Here is a 17989-nt window from a genome sequence, read left to right as displayed (position 1 = left end):
GTCAATTTTGTCCGAGGAGGTGGATACCTGGACGTGGCCAACACATACAACAAAGCGGCTTGAGCGCATCATGTGCGCAAAGCGTCTGCTGGGGCATGAGATTACAGGTCCTTGACCAGCCTGAGTGCATCATAGATGGCGGCGTGGGTGTTGCGCGGCTCGACGGCATCGCCGATGCGAAACAGCTGGAACTTGCCGTCCTGGTGACGGATGACGGCCTGGGGACTGCCCACAATCAGATCTTCGTAATTCACTTCTCCACCATTGCTGGAATGGGGTTTCAGCTCGAAGTAGATATCGGCCATTGGCGTGATGCCGTAATTGACCACCACCTGATCGATGCGTCGCTCCTGGTCCAGGTCCTGCCGGTCCTGGGGGGCCGGACCTTGAGGAAAATAGTCACTGGTGATCCTGGCCAGCAGGGCATTGTCGTCCCGTTGCACGGACCTTAAGCGGTAGGTCGGCGTGAAGGTGACATTGGGACGCTGCAGGGAGCGCATGTAAGGCACCAGGTTCATGGCCATGATCTCTGCCGAGAAAGTTCTGTCTGGTGTCATGATCTCGAGTTGGGCTCCTGTCGCCGCAATGATCTCTGCTGCCTGCATGGCGGCATGGTCTCCTGCTTCATCGAACAGCAGTACGTTCTGGCCTGGGGGCACATGCCCGGAAATCATGTCCCATGTGGTGACCACCAGCTCGCTACCAATGGTGGGCTGGTCTTCCTGGGGAAAGCCGCCCGTCGCCACGATGACCACATCTGGCTGTTCCTGGAGCACATCCTCGACTTCTGCCCAGACGTTGTAGCGGATTTCGACACCGAGCGCTTCGCAACGGGCGAGGCGCCAGTCGATGATGCCCATCATTTCACGCCGGCGCTCACTCTGTGCTGTCAGGCGTATCTGGCCGCCAGCATCACTGGAGGCCTCCAGCACGACGACGTCATGTCCGCGCTCACCAGCTACTCGAGCGGCTTCCAGGCCGGCAGGCCCTGCACCGATGATGACCACCCGGCGCTTGTACGTTGCCTTGGGAATGGTGTGCGGCATGGTGGTTTCGCGGCCGGTGGCAGCATTGTGGATGCAGTAGGCGGCACCGCCCTGATAGATGCGGTCGAGGCAGTAGTTGGCTCCGACACAGGGGCGAATTTCTTCTTCGCGTCCTTCCTTGATCTTGCGCACGATATGCGGATCAGCCATGTGCGCGCGGGTCATGCCGATCATATCGACGGTGCCTGATGAAATGGCATAACGAGCCGTGGCGACATCCTGAATTTTGGCGCCATGGAAGGTAGGGAAGTCGACCTGGCGACGTATTTCACCGGCGAACTCCAGGTGCGGGGCGCTAGGCATGCCTTGGATGGGGATGACATCCGTCAGTCCTGCATCGGTATCGATATGGCCGCGAACCACGTTGAGGAAGTCCACCAGGCCACTGTCTTTCAGGCGTCGGGAAATCTCCATGCCATCGCTGGCGGTCAGACCACCTGGCAGCATTTCGTCGCCGGTGTAGCGCATGCCGACGATGAACGCTTCGCCGACGCGTTGGCGAATGGCACGCAATACCTCGAAGGTGAAACGCAAGCGGTTGTCGAGGTCTCCTCCGTAAGGCCCTTCGAGGGTGTTGGTCAGCGGCGACCAGAATTGATCGAGCAGGTGGCCATAGGCCTGCAGCTCGATGCCATCGAGGCCGGCGGCATGCATGCGTTCGGCAGCATCGGCATAGTCGCGGATCAGACGTTCGATATCCCAATCCTCGGCCTGCTTGGGAAAGGCACGGTGCGATGCTTCGCGACGGTGAGAAGACGACACCGTCGGCAGCCAGTCGCCCTTGTCCCAGCGTGTGCGTCTACCGAGGTGGGTCAACTGAATCATGACCGCGGTGCCGTACTCATGACAGGCATCGGTCAACTCACGCATCCAGGGTACGACCTCGTCCTTGTAGGCCAGGATGTTGTTGAACACAGGTGGGCTGTCCTTGGAAACCGCTGCCGACCCTGCGGTCATGGTCAGGCCGATGCCTGCCTTGGCACGCTCGACGTGATAGGCACGATAAAGCGCCTTGGGCATACCATCTTCAGGATAGGCAGGCTCGTGGGAGGTCATCATCAGCCGGTTCTTCAAGGTCAAGTGCTTGAGTTGAAAGGGGGTCAGCAGCGGATCGTTAGTCATGGCCGGATCTCTGTCCTTCAGGGTTTTGTTTTTCGGGCTTGCCTTTCAGGGCTTGATCTTGTTGGTGTGCTTGACAAAACTAGCTGCGACTGTACATGGTTGTCAATTATATGTTCAACTGTGTACAGTTGCGGGCAGCAAAGGCCGAAAAAATCATGAAGCCAGTCACAATGAAGAAGAACACAACGATCGGGATTATTGGCGGCCAGGGATGGATGGGGCGCTCTCTGGGGCTTGCCTGGCTGGAGCAGAACCTTGTAGCAGCTGACCAACTGATCGTGTCGGCCCGCTCGGGGGCTGGTGATGCCTATCGTGACTGGCCCGAGGTCCGTTGCGTTCAGGACAATCAAGCATTGGTTGAGAGGGTGGATGTCATCGTGTTGTCGGTGCGTCCAGAGGACCTTTGCCATATCCATATCGAGGCACACGACAAGCTGATCATTTCGCTGCTGGCGATGGCTCCTGTGCAGGCGATTTCCAGCCAGCTCGGGAGTTGTCGTGTGGTGCGCGCCATGCCGAACGCGGCAGCGGAAATTCGTCGTGGCTATTTTCCCTGGTATGCCTCGGAGCAGGTCACTCGGCCAGACCGGGAGCTGGTGCAGGCGTTGCTGGCGAGTTGTGGAATGGCGCGAGAGCTTCCTTCAGAGAGCGCTCTCGATTACATGACGGCCTTGAGTGGCGCCGGCCCTGCCTATCCGGCCTTGCTGGCCAAGGTGATGCTGGAGCATGCCAGGAACAAGGGAATCGCGGATGACATTGCCCTTGAAGCCGTCATGCAGACCCTGGTGGGGGGCAGCCTGCTGCTGGAAAGCCTGGGCAGTGACCCAGGCGAGATGGTGGAACGCTTGATTGCCTATGACGGCACCACGGCCAAGGGGCTGCGCGCGATGATCGAAGGGAATATCGATGAGGTGATCCAGCGTGGACTTGATGCAGCTCATCGGGCGGCGAGCACGGATTCGGTATAGGGCGCTAGTCTCAAGATTCCCTAGTCCGGTGTGTAGGCATGCCGGGCATGGAAACGCTGCAGGTCGCGCTGTTGCGGTGCCTGACCGGTGAATATCTCGACATAGGCGGGAATGCGCTGCATGCGAATCGTCAGGGACTCCTGGGAATTCATCGAGATATAGCCGATCTGGGTTAGGTAGATGGTGCGGCCGCGCACATTGGCTGCCAATGGATCAAAGCCGTGGTGGATGAACATCTGTGTCAGTGCGTCGATGCGTGCTTCATCAGCGTTATCGATTTCCCGAGATACTTCATTCGACTGCAACGCCCAACTGCGCATGGCGAATTCCAGCTGGGAGTCGAATAGCTCGGGGTCGAGCCAGCAATCAAACACATTGAGAATCGCTTCGACGATGTTCTCGGCATAGGCCTCGCTTTGGCGCACCAGGCCCTGGGTATTTTTTTCCCGCCAGCGTTCGATCAAGGCACTCAATAGTGCTTCGCGATCCTTGAAGAACCAGTAGAAGCTGGTACGCGAGAGGTTGAGTCGCTTGGCCAAGGGCAGGATCTTCACACTATCTACGCCGGACTCGAGCAACAGGTTGAAGGCGGCATCGAGCCAGGCATCACGAGAGCCCTTGTCACTGACATCAGCAGATGGCATGGAGAGATAACCTCGCAGGAAAATCGGTTGGAGCCAGCATGCCGTATCGAAGCAGTGCCGAAGAAAGATGCAGTGTACAGAAGTGTCCAATTTATGTACATAAAGGCTATGTGTATGGGAGGTTACGGACATAAAAGAGTGGCCACCACCAGGGCCATGGCATCCTTGCGACAGCAAGAAGCCCAGCAATGTGCTGGGCTTCTTGCTGTCACTAAAGGGGGCTATGCGTTTTCGGAGGCAGATTTTCTGGATAGATAGGCATCCTGCGCCAGGGTACGTTCCACCTCATTCTGGCCACTGCTGAAATCCAGCTCGGCATTGTCGGGGCGTACCGCAGGGGGAAGCATCCAGGCCGCGGCCGGTTCGCGGCGTAACATGCGATAGAGGCTCAGGGCCATCACCATGATGAATATGGCAATCGGCAGGCCGGCGATGATCGACGCGGTCTGAATGGTTTCCAGGCCACCAGCGAACAGCAGGGCGCCAGCAATGCAGGCAATCACGATACCCCACATTATCCTGATGGACTGCGGAGGTTCGGGATTGCCGGCACTATCCAGAATGCACAGCACCAGGGTGCCCGAGTCGGCGGAAGTGATGAAATAGGTGGCCAGCAACAGCACTGCCAGTACCGACAGCAGGTTGCCCAGCATGCCTGGGTCCAGTATGTCGAACAGAGTGAACAGCGCATGAGTGGTGTCTTGCTGGGTAGCCTGGAGCACGGCTCCCCCGGCAAAGTCCGCATCTACCTTCACTTCGCTGGCCGCCATGATGGATTCATGGGCATGACGTGCCTGCTGTTCTTCGAATAGTGCGCTGCCACCGAACACTGCCATCCACACTAAGGTCACCAGGGTCGGCACGATAAGAGCACCACTGATCAGTTCACGGATGGTGCGTCCCCGGGAGATGCGGGCAATGAACATGCCGACGAAGGGAGCCCAGGTCATCCACCATGGCCAGTAGAAGGCGGTCCACCAGTTCTGCCAGCCACTGTCGGCGTTGGCATCGCTCCACAGGCTCATGCTGATCAGGTTGTTGGTGTAATCCCCGGTGCTCTGCAGCAGGGTGTTGAGAATATAGCGGGTAGGGCCGATGGCCAGCACGATGGCCACGATCAGCAGTGACAGCAACATGTTCAGTTCGGAAAGTCGCTTCATGCCACGGCCAACGCCTGTGGCCACGGAGATGATGGCAAAGGCCATGATCAGCACAATCAGTGCCAATTGGGTGCCGGTACCGATCTCGATGCCGAAGACATTGTTCAGCCCGCTGTTCATCTGAATTACGCCCATGCCCAGGGACGTGGATACCCCGAATGCGGTGATGGCAACGGTGAGGATATCCACTGTGTGGCCGATCGGGCCGTAGATCCGCTCTCCGATGAACGGGTAAAGGATGGAGCGCAGCGTCAGGGGGAGTCCTTTACGGTAGGAAAAAATAAGAAAGGGCCAGGGCAATGATGATGAAGGTAGCCCAGGGATGCAGGCCCCAGTGGAAGTAGGTCAGGCGCATGGCCATGCTGGCGGATGCATCACTCATGCCTTCGGTGAAGGGATTGGCAGCGTAGTGCAGCATCGGCTCTGCCACGGACCAGAAGATCAGCCCGATGCCCATGCCGCCCGAAAACAGCATGCTGACCCAGGACAGGTAGCTGAATTCAGGGCGTTCATTGTCCTTGCCCAGGCGGATATGGCCAAAGCGGCTGACCATCAGATAGAGCAGGAAAGCCAGTACGGCACTGACCAGTCCCAGATAGAACCATTTGGCATTGTCGAGAACAGCGGTCGAGGCATTCTGGAAGATGGTGCCAGCCTTGTCGGCGAGCATGGTACAGAAGATGACAAAGCCGATGACCAGCACTTTCGAGGCAATGGTCACCGTCGGATTGAGGCCCTTTAATAGGCCTCTTTCGGAACGTATGGTGTTACTCATAGATTTTCTTATGTTTAGAGGAATCAGGGGGAGGTCACGGACCTATGCGAGGCTGAGGGGATAGAAGGCAGAGAACAACATATTTTTCGTCATGAAATCATGAGTTTTTGTAACTCATGAAGCATTGTTTATGATCTTTTGACCAGGATGTCGCATAGAGATATGAGCAGTACGCACAGAGACTTATTTTTGTCCGATCCATGATTCTTTATCATTCAAAAATGCATAAATATGTGTTGCTGGCATTCGTTGATTGCTCCTGTTGAGAAAGCTACAGATATTCTCAACGAGACCTGTTTCAGCGAGGCATTCTTCATCGAAGAACGTATTTTGGGCATGTTGATGATCAACATGCCGCTTATTTGTTATCCGTCTAGTTGTTGACTTTCTAGTTGTTGACCTTCTAGTTATTAGCCGCCTAGTGAATAAATATGCTGCTTAATGCATATATTGCTAGATGTAGATACCGCTTAAAAAAGAGAGACGGTGCTAAAAGCCGTCATTTGCTGTACTCGCCATAAGGCAGGACTTTCCTGCTACCTGAATGACGCAGGCCAAGCCACGCATTGACGACCAGGGTCAGCAGGATCAGGGTGCCGCCCAGCAGGGTGGCGTGGGGCGGCTGCTCATTCAGCCACCACCAGACCCAGAGGGTTCCCAGCACGGCTTCCAGCAGATAGAACAGGGCGACCTCTGCCGAAGGCAGGTAACGGGTGGCGCTGTTGATTAACACGGTGGCAAGCGGCATCTGCAACAGCCCCATCAACGCCAATACGGCGTAGCTCTTGGGTGCCAGAGACAAGGGCGCCGCCATTGGCAGGGCAATCAATGCCGATATGAAACCGCCGATGGCAATCAGTGGTACCCGGTCGACGGTAGGGTGATGACGCAACAGGGTCAGGTTGCCACCGACAGCGGCGGCGGCGGCCAGGGCATAGAGATCACCCACCAGTCCATCTCCGCTCAGCCCTCCAGCAAAGACCACCAGCAGGCCAAGCATGGCCAGAACGATGGCCAGCCAGGTACGCAAGGGCACAGGTTCATGCAGGAACATGCGCGTAAAGATGGCGGCAAACAAAGGGGCAGCACTCAGGATCACCACGACATTGGCGACCTTGGTGTTCATCACGGCAAGCACAAAAAGACCGGATGACAGTCCCAGCAAGAGCGCAGAACTGAGAGACATCATCATGTGGCCGCGCAGTGATGCCAGCCGCTTTCCGCCAAGGCACAGCAGGCTGAGAGAAAGCCCCATCAGGGCGCCTCGCCAGAAGATGATATCCCAGCCATCGCTGGCTGCCAGGCGCACCAGCAGGCTGTCGATGCTGAGGACGAAAACACCACCAGCGGCCATGATCAGCCCCTGGCGATGGTCATGAAGAGAGTGTGGCATCCCTGTGCTCCTGAACTCCGGCTCAGAGGGCGTTCATTCCCCTTGAGGCGGTAAATGTTTTCCTAGGCTGATCATCATACGCGGCATATCAAGGTCGACTGTCTTCTTTACGTCATCGCTCAAGGCTTAGGCGCCATCGCTTTAACGTCACGTTCTTTCGATGCCGGGAATGTTGCCGGCCTGCTCAGTAAGAAAGTCGATCAGCAGGCGAACTCGTGCGATGTCGGTACGTCCGGGAACGATCAGCAGATTCAATGGTGTTGATGGAAGTGCATAGTCAGGAAGGATCTGCTCAACATGGCCATTGTTCAAGAGATCATCGATGAGCCAGCGGTGGGCGGGGGCGATGCCACGCCCGGCGAGCAAGGCCTCACGCGCACCCAAGCCATGGTCAACGACAAAGCGTCCCGTCAAGGGGACCGTGTGGTGTTCACCATCAGGTCCACGCAGGGCAAGCGCTTCGCTACCTGCAACATTGGACATGCGAATGCTTTCATGGCCGATCAGTTCATCAGGTGTTGTGGGTGTTCCATGGGCCTTCAGATAGTCGGGGGCTGCGACCAGCAGGCGCCGAGAGTGGCCAAGGGCACGCAGCTTCATCGAACTGTCGGAAAGTGGCCCAAGGCGTATGGCCAGGTCAACGCCTTCTCGAACCAGATCGATACGTTCGTCGGTGAGGTTGAGATCAATATGAATATCCGGATAGCGATCCTGGAACCGGAAGAGCAGGCGGCTGACATGCAGGATACCGATGGCTGCAGTACAGGAAATGCGTACGGTACCGGCCTGGGCGCCACGGGCACTACGAGCGGCTGCTCCAGCTTGTTCGACGAGCCGCAGAATCTGGATACTGCGAGCGTAATAATGGCGACCTTCTTCGGTGATGGTGGCACGACGTGTCGTTCTGCTGAGCAAGGCAACACCGAGAGCCGCTTCTAGCTCCCGGAGGTGGCGCGTCACGGTCGATTGGCCGATGCCGAATTCCCGTGCGACGGCGGAGAGATTGCCGCGTTCGACGACGCGCACGAAGGTGCGCATGCGCTCGAGTGTGACATCAGATTTATCCATTTTTCGGCATAGTGTTATGTATTGTTTCTGTATATCGCATTCATGAAGTCAGCGCTACCTTAGGGGCACTTGTCCTGTTCTGTCTTGTCCTGTTTGGTATTGAGAGGTTCTGTCTCATGAAGGTGTTATTGGTTTTTGCTCACCCTGAACCTGCGTCGCTCAATGGTGCGCTACGCGATGTCGCCATTGATGAGCTTGTGTCCCAAGGGCATGAGGTGCGTGTGTCCGATCTCTATGCCGATGGGTGGAAGTCCGAGATCGATCGGGCGGATTTTCCGGAACTTGATCCTGCCAAGCCCCTGCAGCCGAGCAAGGCATCGGGAGAAGCCTTTGCCAGCGGTGCGCTGACAGATGATGTCAAGGCGGAGCAAGAAAAGCTGCTATGGGCGGATGTGTTGATTCTCCAGTTCCCGCTGTGGTGGTTCACTATGCCAGCGATTCTCAAGGGCTGGGTGGATCGGGTGTATTCCTATGGATTTGCCTATGGCGTTGGCGAGCATAGCGATACTCGTTGGGGAGATCGTTATGGGGAAGGCTCATTGGCCGGCAAGCGGGCGATGCTGATCGTGACTGCTGGAGGTTGGGAAGAACATTATTCCGAGCGAGGTATCAATGGGCCGATCGACGACCTGTTGTTTCCCATCCATCACGGCATTCTGTTCTATCCGGGGTATGACGTATTACCGCCGTTCGTGGCCTATAACGTTCATCGTCTCGATGATGCGGGTATCGAGCGCCTTGAGGAACGCCTGCGCGAGCGGATGCGGGATCTGGGCAGCACGCCACCCATTCCTTATCGGAAGCAGAATGATGGCGACTATCTGATTCCCAGCATGCGCTTGCGTCCTGAACTGGGGAAGCCTGAGGCAAACGGTTTTGCCTTGCATCTGGAGAGACCAGCGGCACTGTGACGAAAGGGAGGGTGCATTCGAGCGCGATATCTGGTTGATCCATACAGGCACAATATTATCCACTGTGCCTGTATGGATTCATGACATGAGGTCATGAAGAGCTAGCTAGGACTTTGCATAGTCATCGAACCCGCCTTCACCAACAGATGCCAGCCAGCTATCCAGGTCATTGGTACTGATTTTTCCATCAGCATCATCCTTGTGCTTTGCGGTATCCAAGGTTTCAAAGAATTTCCATTCGTCTATCAGGAATTGCGCGGCTTCCTGCTCAGCCTTGCTTCTGTCATCGTCCTGGCTGATGCCCTCCAGGTCGTCCATGCTGACAATGGAATCACTGCCATTCCAGTCATCCCAGGATTCGACGATGGTGTCGATATGATCCCTGTGCTTTTCAATGTATTCCTTGCCAAAGCCGGACAGCTCTTCTTCTGATTCGACGTAGGAACGAATGTCATCCAGGTCGTTGTAATCGTCGGTTCTGCCAAAGACCTCATTCATCAGGTCCGCACGCTCTTGACTGAACTTTCCTTCAGGATGAGTGATGTCGTACAGGCCTTCGAGATATTCGACGATGTCATCGCGGACATCTCGGCTAGCAGTATCTCCCTGGGAAGGGTTGATGATCTGCTTGACACCATCCTTGACAAAGATCACTCGGCCATCGTCCAGCAGCCTGATGGATTCAACATCGACGCGGTCGATATCTTCCTTGAAATCTCCAAAGGTTCCGGGCTTGCCGCCATCGCCAAACACCGGAAGTCCTGTCGGATCGATATCCAGTTCAAGCTCTTCACGCAGGTCCTCAAGGTCATTGTAATCATCAGACTCATCATGAAGTTCGGTGATCCTGTCGACCAGGTCTTCGTCAAGCTTGCCGTCCGGGTGGGTCAGGATATACAGATCCTTCAGGTAGTCGAAGATGTCTTCCGCATGGCTGTCTTTCAAGTCTCCATGATTATCCTTGTCCAGCTGCCATTTTTTGCCATCCTTGGTGAATGTGATGACACTGCTGTCGCCGGGATCCAGTTCAATGGAACCGACATCGACTCGGTCAATATCTTCCTTGAAGTCATAGAAGGTGCCTGGCTTGTCGTCGTCAACGCCGAAGAGCGGTGGTTGAGAATCATCCAGGGCACGCTTCAGGTCATCGATTTCGTTATATTTATCAGACTCATCATGGAGGGACGTTATTTCATCAATGATATCGTGATCTTTCTTTCCATCAGGGTGCGAGATTTCATACAACTGGGTGAGATAATCGATGATGTTCTGACGGGTCGAGTCGCTGGCCTTGTCTCCGATAAAGGGATCGATGACCTGCTTTACTCCGTCCTTGGTAAAGAACACCCGGCCATTATCAGCAAGCTCGATGGAACCGACATCGACCCGGTCGATATCTTCCTTGAATTCACCGAAGCTTCCCGGATCGCCTTCATCACCGAAGCGTGGCCGTCCGGAAGGATCCGGTCCATTTTCACCAATACCGGAATCATGTTCATCATCCCAGTCGGAAAACCAGCCATCCGAAATATTGCCATGCTCCGCTACATAATCCGTGAAGTCTTCATACTGCTCCGGTCGTGACTCCCAGACGGGCTTGTCTTCCGGATAAAGGTCGTAATAAGCATCCGAGCCATATTCGCGATCGTATTCATAGCGGGAGTGGATGGTGTAGTTGAGCTTGTCGCCCCAATCATCCTCGGTGATACCGAGCGCACTCCAGTCCTGAAAAGTATTGCGCACTTCTTCTGCTTTTTGATCCGACTTCTGCTTGGCGACGATCCCCATCACGATGGCCGAAATCCCCCCCAGGGCGACCCCGGCAATACCCAATGCCCCGGAGGCAATGCCGAGCCCGGTGGCCAGGGAACCACCGGCGATCATGCTGGCCAGATTGGTGCCTGCGGCCCCTGCAATGCTGATCCCGCCCAGCAGCTGCAGCGAGGCGGCGGCAAATTCGCTATCCAGGGCATCGGGATTACCGATCAGCTTGTCGATCGACATGGCCCCCAGTGCCAGGTCCAGCACACCCCCAGCCACATCGGCAAGACCGCCTACCGTATTGAGTACGGTTCCCACCAGCCGGAGCTTATCGGGGGTATCCATGCTGCTGGGATCAATACCCATACCTTCAATGCGTTGATCCACTGTGGACATAATGGCGGCTCGACGCTCAGGGTCCATTTCCTCCAACATATCCCAGTTGATGGTGATGTCCGAACTGGCTTGTGATAAGCGATCATTCGGCTCTTCCATGACCTCCTGAAAACTTATCTCGGCATCACGGGACAGCGGTTCAAAATCTACGTTTGTGCCTGAGCCAATGTCATCAAAGCTGCGTATGATGTCATCGGCCCAGTCTTCTTCAACAATGCCATCTATCTGAGGCAAATCACCGCCGATAGCCGTACGGTACTGATCCAGCGTCTCAAGACTTATGGATTGCGACGGGACACTGACAGCATCATCAGCCTTTGGAAATAGTTTCAGGTAGGCTTCTCGAAGCTGTGTATTGGAACTCCCGTCCAACCCCAGCATGGTGACCATCCCGGGCTTGTCGAATATCGTTTCCAGTACCTTGGCACCCACGGTTGCCATCGCCGGTGATGTCGCCAGGGTGATCAACAACAGGCGGGCCGCCGCCATCCGCTCTTCAACGGTGTCACCCTGGTTCTTGGTCAGGGTGTAGATGGCGGCTGTTGCGGTCAGGGTGCCGGCAATCGCCGGGAGGGCTCCGCTGGTCATGCTGGCTTGTAATAGCGCGGCTGCGCCATTACGAACTTGAGCACTTTTTGGTGCTCCTTCATGACCTTCCTGCAATGCAGCCGCAATTTTCGAAGACACATCGCGGATATCGAACTTGCCGTTGGACTTGAAGGAATCGGTGACGGCATCGGTAGCAACCTTGACCGCAGCCTTGTAGCTGTCTAGGCCCTTTTTCACATCATCCGGCAGGTTGCCGCCGCCATCCTTCAGGTAGTTCTGTACCGCTCGGTCCGAGAAGGAGAGGCCAAAGATCGCGGACCATGTGCCTTGTAACGCAGTTTGCACATGGTCACTGATGGCAAGTTCCAGGGACTCGCCAGCATAGTCTCCACTCTCGATGATGTTGGATATTTCTTCGGCCAGGCCCTGATTCAGGGCGTTGTTTCTGATCTCGCTGGCTTTCTCGCTATCCAGGTAATCCAGTGATTTCAGATCGTTGGAGAATCGAACCTTGGCCGCATCACTATTCATGCCTTCGAGCATTTCCATGTATTCCGGGCTGCTCATGGCCTCATAAATGCTGTTGGTCAGGCCTTTCTTGTCTTTTATCTTGCTGACGGCGTCTCGCATGAAGCCATCGATGCCATCGACGACTTTCTCATTCTCGGCCAGCTCGGCCAGCTTATCGTTGATTTCCTTTTCCTTGAGCAAGCCATACGTACTGGCTTGATCCATGATGGTCGAGTTATCTAGATAGCTGGTGGTATCGCCATCCCAGAAAAACGCATCCTTTTCGGTTTGGTAGGGGAGATAATCGAAGCCACCAACCAATGCTGTCTTGGCTTGCAGCAGCTCGTAATACTGGCGGCGAGGGTCATCCAGATCCAATTCGCCCCATTCATCCTTCATCTTGTCGTGAAACAGCTCGCCGACGGTCTTTCCATCCTCGCTCGTTTCGGCATTCATGAAATCCGTGGCTTCGGAATCGGCAACGTCGATCTTGACGTTGTTATCCACATGGCTGATTTCGGTTCCCGCTATCTTGCTGCCCAGGACGGAATACTTGAATGGCGCGATATAGGACGAGACCGCATATGTCGTTCCATCGTACTCATAGGTGATGGTCGTCGCGTTCTGACGTTCTGGATCCAGCTGTGACACTGGTGGCAGCACATCACCTTCTTCGAGGACCTTCCAATCGTTTTCTTCCGCCAGATCCCGGAACTCCTTGGCATCCGTGGGGCCCTCTGTTCCACCTTCAGACTTCTGGTCGTTCTTCACGGCCTGGCTATGGGAAGTGCCTTGAGAGGAACGTTGCAGCAAAATTGCGCTTTCGGTGGAAGACTTCACTCCTGATACAGACATGGTCTCGCTCCTGTCTCAACACATGTGACGGATGAATATTCCGGGTTCGTCAGGCTGGCAGCCGTGGAAGGGCAGTGCCGGGTTGAATTGCCACCTCCTGTCTGTGGCAAAGAAGGCCCATTGAATATGGCGATGGTGCCTGGAAGGATGATCATGTGAATCATTGATCGATCAAATGATCGAACACGAATGCAAGAAGGGCAAATTTTTCATCTACAACTTTATGCTGATAGCTTGTCTAGATTTATACGAAGTGTCAGTGAATGAAGGGGTTAGGCGAGATAATTTAATGCAGCGTTTCCTAAGCGGGGTGATTTAAAGCAGGCCCGCGGCGACCAGAATATCGGCCACCGGCTGGAAGGTATCTTCCGGGACGGGTTCGCCATTTCCGCTGCGTGAGCCAATCCGTTCTGCCAGTTTGCGATCATCGATCACTGCCAGGCCATATGCCGTCGCCTGGCGTTGCAGGTTGGCCGAGCCTTGCGGGTCGGCCTTGCATACCACTACTGGCACCGGGGTCTCGCCTTTGACATAACGGATGCCTACCAGCCAGTCACCGCTGGCGCCAATCATCAGTGAAGCACGTTCCACCCCGGCGCGTGTGGAATACGTCTGAATATCGCTGCGCTGCCGTTGGCGGGCCCGGCGAATCTCCGGGTCGCCCTCCATATCCTTGCGTTCGCGCTTGAACTCAGTGCGTGTCATGCGCTGGTCACGCTGGAATAGCCAGCGCTGTGTCCTGACATCAAGCAGTCCCACGATGAAGAAGACGACCAGGGCCGTGATGACCAGAGGTTGCAGGAACTCCAGGAAAATCTCATTGAGGCAGCCATAGCCGCAGCGTGAGGACTCCATCAACGCCTGCAGGCTCATCCGGCAGACAATCACGAAGGCGCTACTGAGTATCACGATCTTGAGCAATGACTTGATGAACTCGATGATCCCGCGTACGGAGAAGATGCGCTTGAAACCTTCGGCGGGATTGATGTGTTCGAATTTTGGCTTGATGGGTTCGACCGAAAACACCATGCCACGCATGATGAGAATATTGGTCAGGACGACAGCGGTTACGGTGATCACGATGATGGGCAGCACCGACCACATCAGCACTTCCATGGCCGCAGCCATCACGCGTGGCCAGAGTGTGTCGAAAGGCTCGCTATACAGTCGCGTGGTCAGAGTGATCAGGCCATGCACACGCGACTCGATGGTATCGACATAGAAGACCAGGTAAAGCGTGCAGCCGAGCATGACGACAGCAGTGACCATGTCACTGCTCTTTTCCACTTGCCCCTTCTTGCGTATGTCACGCAGCTTTTTCTGCGATGGCGGTAGGGACTTTTCTTCGCTGGGCTGTTGGCTCATGTGCCTTTACCTGTTACTCGAAGAGGAGGGGGCGTCGAACAAGGATTCGAAGTACTTGTAGTGCCCCTGAAGTGCTCCTAGCTCGTTGAACATGCGCGGTATCAGGAAGGCGATGTAGAGCAGCATCAGGAAGGTGAACAGCAGGTTCTTGATCGGTAGTGACAGAATGAACACGTTGAGGCTGGGTGCCATGCGGGCCAGATAGGCCAGCATCAGGTCAGTGACCAGCATGGCGATGATCAATGGTGCCACCATCAGGATGCCGATCTTCATCACTTGATCCAGAAAGCCTAGCATCACCAGCGCCGTACGGGTGTCCAGCGCAGGCATGAACGCATCCACGGGCCATAGTGTGTAGCTGCGATAGAAGCCATCGAGCAGGACATTGAAGCCGCCTGTGGCGAAGAACAGTGCGACCAGGGTGACCACCAGAAGGGTACTGGTAACGCCGGATTCACTGCTGCCCATGGGATCGAGCAACTGACCCATGGTCGAGGCGCGTTGCAGGTCGACGGCTTCCCCAGCGACTTCTGCTGCCCAGAACGGGATACCGAACACCATGCCGATGAGCACGCCGATCAGCAGTTCCTTGAGCAACAGACCGGCGACGGTGAAACCTGTGATGTCCATGCTTGATAGGCTATCGAGCACCGGCAGCAGCATCGGCAGTGACAGGGTCATGGCCACGGCGGAGCGAATCAGTCCGGTCAAGCCGAGACGGTTGAATGCCGGGGTGATCAGGATGACGCCAGTGGCCCGAGCCATGCAGATGGCGAGGGCAGCCAGGACAGGATAGACCTGGTCGGTCAGCGCGCTGGCGAGATTGTCAAACTCCATGGTCTTCCTCAGCGTGACCAGGTCGCGAAGTTATCCAGCACCTGGTCGGCCAGGTTGACCAACTGGCCAACCAGCAGAGGACCACCAATGATCAGGACCAGCATGATCACGATCACCTTGACCGACTGTGGCAGCGACTGGTCCTGAATCTGTGTCAGGGCCTGTAACAGGCCAATGCCGAACCCGAGCACGATGGCCGTCAGCAGTGCCGGTGCCGACAGCAGCAGTACTGTCCACAGGGCATCGCTCATGATCGTCAGGAAAATATCCTCGCTCATCTCCCGTTACCCTCCATAACTGAGAATCAGCCCATGCATCAGGCGCGACCAGCCATCGATGGCGACGAACAGGAATATCTTCAACGGTACCGATATCAGTGGCGGTGCCACCATGACCATGCCCATCGCCATCAGCACATTGGCAACGATCAGGTCGATGACCAGGAAGGGAATGTAGATCAGAAAACCGATCTCGAAGGCCCGGGTCAGCTCGGAGGTGACAAAGGCGGGAATCAGAGTGACAAGATCGTCACCCTGGACATTCTCGCGGGCCTCCTGTGACCAGATGCTGCGGGTGGCATCGAGGAAGAAGGCCCGCTCGCGTTCATCGGCGTAGGTCGACAGGTATTCCTTGAGCGGCTCACGTAATAGTTCCCCCGTCGCCTTGATGTCTTCCACGCTGCTCAACTCCGTTGAGCTGTTTTCGAGCCGATAGAGCATGTCCCCCACCAGTGGGGTGGTGATGTACACCGTCAGTACCAGGGCAATGCCGTACAGCACCAGATTGGGAGGCGTCTGCTGCACGCCAAGGGCGTTGCGGATCAGGAACAGCACCACGGAGATCTTGAGGAACGAGGTCATGGTCACCACCGCCAGTGGCAACAGGCCAAGCGATGTGACGACAAGGATAATCCCAATCAGATTGGGCTCGTATTCACTCATCGGTGGCGAGCCTCACAATCTGCACTCCCAGGCCATCGCCGATCTTCACCACCCGGCCCTTGCCCAGAATACGGCCATTGACCACCAGGTCCACGGCTTCATCCTCCGGGCGTGACAGGGGCAGTACGCTGCCTTGATCGAGTTCACGCAGTTCACCCAGCGAGAGTTCGAGACGGCCGAATTCACACACCAGCCGAAGGGGTAACTGGTCCAGCCCCATGTTGCCTGCTGTCATGCGGTCTGCTGCAGTCCGGTCTACTGCAGCGCTGCCGGTCTGAGGTTGAGCGTTGTTGTTGTTATTGTCGTTGTCGTTGGCAGGCGAGGCCATGGCAAGGTCTCCTTGGGTCAGGGGATGGAGTCGGGACAGCAGGCGTACTCCGTCACGGTGAGTCTGGGCGCTGGCCATCAGGCGCTCACCGACCAGGACTGCCGAGGCTTGTCTGAGGCTATCGGGGTTAAGGTTGGGAGTGTCGAGGCCAGAGCCATTGATGACTGGACTATCGAGCATCACCACGTCACCAGGGGCCAGGTCACGCAGTTCAGCGAGGGTCAGCGTCTGGTATCCCGCAATGCCTTGCACTGGCCAGGCCACGTTCGAACAGGGCCTGGGAGCCACTGGGCAGTTCTCATCGAACCAGGGCTGAAGAGCTTCGGCGAAGGGCTGGGACAGTAACAGCGAGAGTTTTCCCTGCCGATGACCGTCTGTCAGGTTCACGGACAGCTGGATGGGGAGAGTGTCATCACTCTCTTCTATGCCGTTGCCTTGCTGCACGCCATCACCTTGCAGCCGTATGCTGTCTCCCAGTGCACTTTCCAGCGGTTCCAGCCACTCCAGCAGGGCATATTCCAGCCACAGTGCGGCGACATCCGCCGGGCAGGCCGTCAGAGGGCGCTGCAATGACAAGGGCGAGGACAGGATCTCCACCGCGCTGGCGTCGAGGCGCAAGCGTGCGGGCATATCCCCCAGCGTCAGCCCCAGCGACAGCGCTGCCTCATGTGTGATGGGCCGGCGGTCGAGATGACAGGTCAGCGAGAGTTGGCCAAGGGGCAGCGTGAACGCGCCACGAGGGCGGCTCATAGTGTTGAGCACTGGTACGGCACTTGGCGGGATAATGGGCAGGGCGGGAACTTCCGGCCCGGCCTGGGCACTATGCTGTTGATGCTGCTCCATGCTGTCGATAGATATATTCCTTTCTGCCATCAACGCCCCCTTCGCGAGGTGGCATCTTCAGTCTCTAGCTCGGCATGCAGCTCAAGACGACGCTGCTGGGTATCGCGATGGCGATCCTGCAGCATTTCCAAAGCGCGTTGCGAGCGAACACAGCGTGCCCATTCCATGGAGCGCTTGTCACGTTCGGACAAGTGAAGTTGGTATTGCTGGTTCAACTGGTCGTGTTGTGCATGCAGGGCGGCCTGTGCTCGATAATGGTCATCCATGGCCTGGCGCACATCATCGATCTGGGTGGCAGACAACTGGTCGTTGGCAGTGGCTTTGAACCATGCCTGCTCGTGGCGATCGAAGTCCTGGCGCTGACTGGCAAGCTGTTCCGTCATGGCCGCCAGTTGCTCGGCATCATGGCGGCAGCGTTGTTGTTGCTCAGCCAATGCATTCTCGGCTCGGCGCAGACGCTGCTGGCGCAACGCCATCAATTTTTCGAGTCGCTGGTGCTCTTTCATGACAGGATCTC

General features: G+C 56.2%; 15 protein-coding genes. 2 read left to right on the top strand and 13 right to left on the bottom strand.

Annotated elements, in window-relative coordinates; translation table 11 throughout:
- Nucleotides 1-101 precede the first annotated feature (101 nt).
- A complete protein-coding gene (locus tag Q1K07_RS18715) occupies nucleotides 102-2168 on the bottom strand; it encodes an NADH:flavin oxidoreductase (RefSeq protein ID WP_300314599.1) in 2067 nt (688 codons plus the stop codon).
- Between the two features lie 155 nt (nucleotides 2169-2323).
- On the opposite strand from Q1K07_RS18715, the gene Q1K07_RS18710 reads away from it, so the two are divergent.
- On the top strand, nucleotides 2324-3136 hold the full coding sequence (locus Q1K07_RS18710; RefSeq protein ID WP_300314596.1) for a pyrroline-5-carboxylate reductase dimerization domain-containing protein: 813 nt from the start codon (nucleotides 2324-2326) through the stop codon (nucleotides 3134-3136).
- 20 nt (nucleotides 3137-3156) lie between these two features.
- Here the strand turns inward: Q1K07_RS18710 and Q1K07_RS18705 are convergent, their stop codons facing one another.
- From Q1K07_RS18705 to Q1K07_RS18685, 5 genes are all read right to left on the bottom strand, one after another.
- Nucleotides 3157-3780, bottom strand: a complete 624-nt coding sequence (locus Q1K07_RS18705; protein WP_300314594.1) for a TetR/AcrR family transcriptional regulator — start codon at nucleotides 3778-3780, stop codon at nucleotides 3157-3159.
- Between the two features lie 221 nt (nucleotides 3781-4001).
- Complete coding sequence (locus tag Q1K07_RS18700) at nucleotides 4002-5240, bottom strand: BCCT family transporter (protein WP_300314591.1); 1239 nt, start codon at nucleotides 5238-5240, stop codon at nucleotides 4002-4004.
- Nucleotides 5206-5715: a BCCT family transporter gene (locus Q1K07_RS18695; RefSeq protein ID WP_300314589.1), complete on the bottom strand. Its 510-nt coding sequence runs from the start codon at nucleotides 5713-5715 to the stop codon at nucleotides 5206-5208. Before Q1K07_RS18695 ends, Q1K07_RS18700 begins: the two co-directional genes overlap by 35 nt.
- Nucleotides 5716-6214: 499 nt before the next feature.
- Nucleotides 6215-7108 carry a DMT family transporter gene (locus Q1K07_RS18690; protein WP_300314586.1) on the bottom strand — a complete coding sequence of 298 codons (894 nt, stop codon included), beginning with the start codon at nucleotides 7106-7108 and terminating at the stop codon, nucleotides 6215-6217.
- Nucleotides 7109-7255: 147 nt separating this feature from the next.
- Nucleotides 7256-8176, bottom strand: a complete 921-nt coding sequence (locus tag Q1K07_RS18685) for a LysR family transcriptional regulator (protein ID WP_300314581.1) — start codon at nucleotides 8174-8176, stop codon at nucleotides 7256-7258.
- Between the two features lie 116 nt (nucleotides 8177-8292).
- Here Q1K07_RS18685 and Q1K07_RS18680 point away from each other — a divergent pair, with 116 nt between their 5' ends.
- Complete coding sequence (locus Q1K07_RS18680; protein WP_300314579.1) at nucleotides 8293-9087, top strand: NAD(P)H-dependent oxidoreductase; 795 nt, start codon at nucleotides 8293-8295, stop codon at nucleotides 9085-9087.
- A 105-nt stretch (nucleotides 9088-9192) separates the two neighbouring features.
- Here the strand turns inward: Q1K07_RS18680 and Q1K07_RS18675 are convergent, their stop codons facing one another.
- The 7 genes from Q1K07_RS18675 to Q1K07_RS18645 all read right to left on the bottom strand — a co-directional run.
- A complete protein-coding gene (locus tag Q1K07_RS18675; protein ID WP_300314576.1) occupies nucleotides 9193-13158 on the bottom strand; it encodes a DoxX family protein in 3966 nt (1321 codons plus the stop codon).
- Nucleotides 13159-13473: 315 nt separating this feature from the next.
- Nucleotides 13474-14523, bottom strand: a complete 1050-nt coding sequence (locus Q1K07_RS18670; RefSeq protein WP_300314573.1) for an EscU/YscU/HrcU family type III secretion system export apparatus switch protein — start codon at nucleotides 14521-14523, stop codon at nucleotides 13474-13476.
- A gap of 6 nt (nucleotides 14524-14529) precedes the next feature.
- The gene (gene sctT / locus Q1K07_RS18665) at nucleotides 14530-15360 is read right to left on the bottom strand and encodes a type III secretion system export apparatus subunit SctT (RefSeq protein WP_300314570.1); all 831 of its coding nucleotides are present in this window, start codon (nucleotides 15358-15360) and stop codon (nucleotides 14530-14532) included.
- An 8-nt stretch (nucleotides 15361-15368) separates the two neighbouring features.
- A complete protein-coding gene (locus Q1K07_RS18660) occupies nucleotides 15369-15638 on the bottom strand; it encodes a flagellar biosynthetic protein FliQ (protein ID WP_149285705.1) in 270 nt (89 codons plus the stop codon).
- Nucleotides 15639-15644: 6 nt separating this feature from the next.
- On the bottom strand, nucleotides 15645-16301 hold the full coding sequence (sctR, locus tag Q1K07_RS18655) for a type III secretion system export apparatus subunit SctR (RefSeq protein WP_300314566.1): 657 nt from the start codon (nucleotides 16299-16301) through the stop codon (nucleotides 15645-15647).
- A complete protein-coding gene (sctQ, locus tag Q1K07_RS18650) occupies nucleotides 16294-17502 on the bottom strand; it encodes a type III secretion system cytoplasmic ring protein SctQ (RefSeq protein WP_300314563.1) in 1209 nt (402 codons plus the stop codon). Before sctQ ends, sctR begins: the two co-directional genes overlap by 8 nt.
- Nucleotides 17502-17989 (bottom strand): hypothetical protein (locus tag Q1K07_RS18645; protein WP_300314560.1); only part of this gene is annotated, 488 nt, incomplete at its 5' end. The genes Q1K07_RS18645 and sctQ, both read right to left, overlap by 1 nt.

This window comes from Halomonas sp. (assembly GCF_029263665.1).
Taxonomy (GTDB): Bacteria; Pseudomonadota; Gammaproteobacteria; order Pseudomonadales; family Halomonadaceae; genus Halomonas.
Note: the sequence above shows the minus strand (reverse complement) of the source record. Positions and strands in the feature narration are given on the sequence as shown.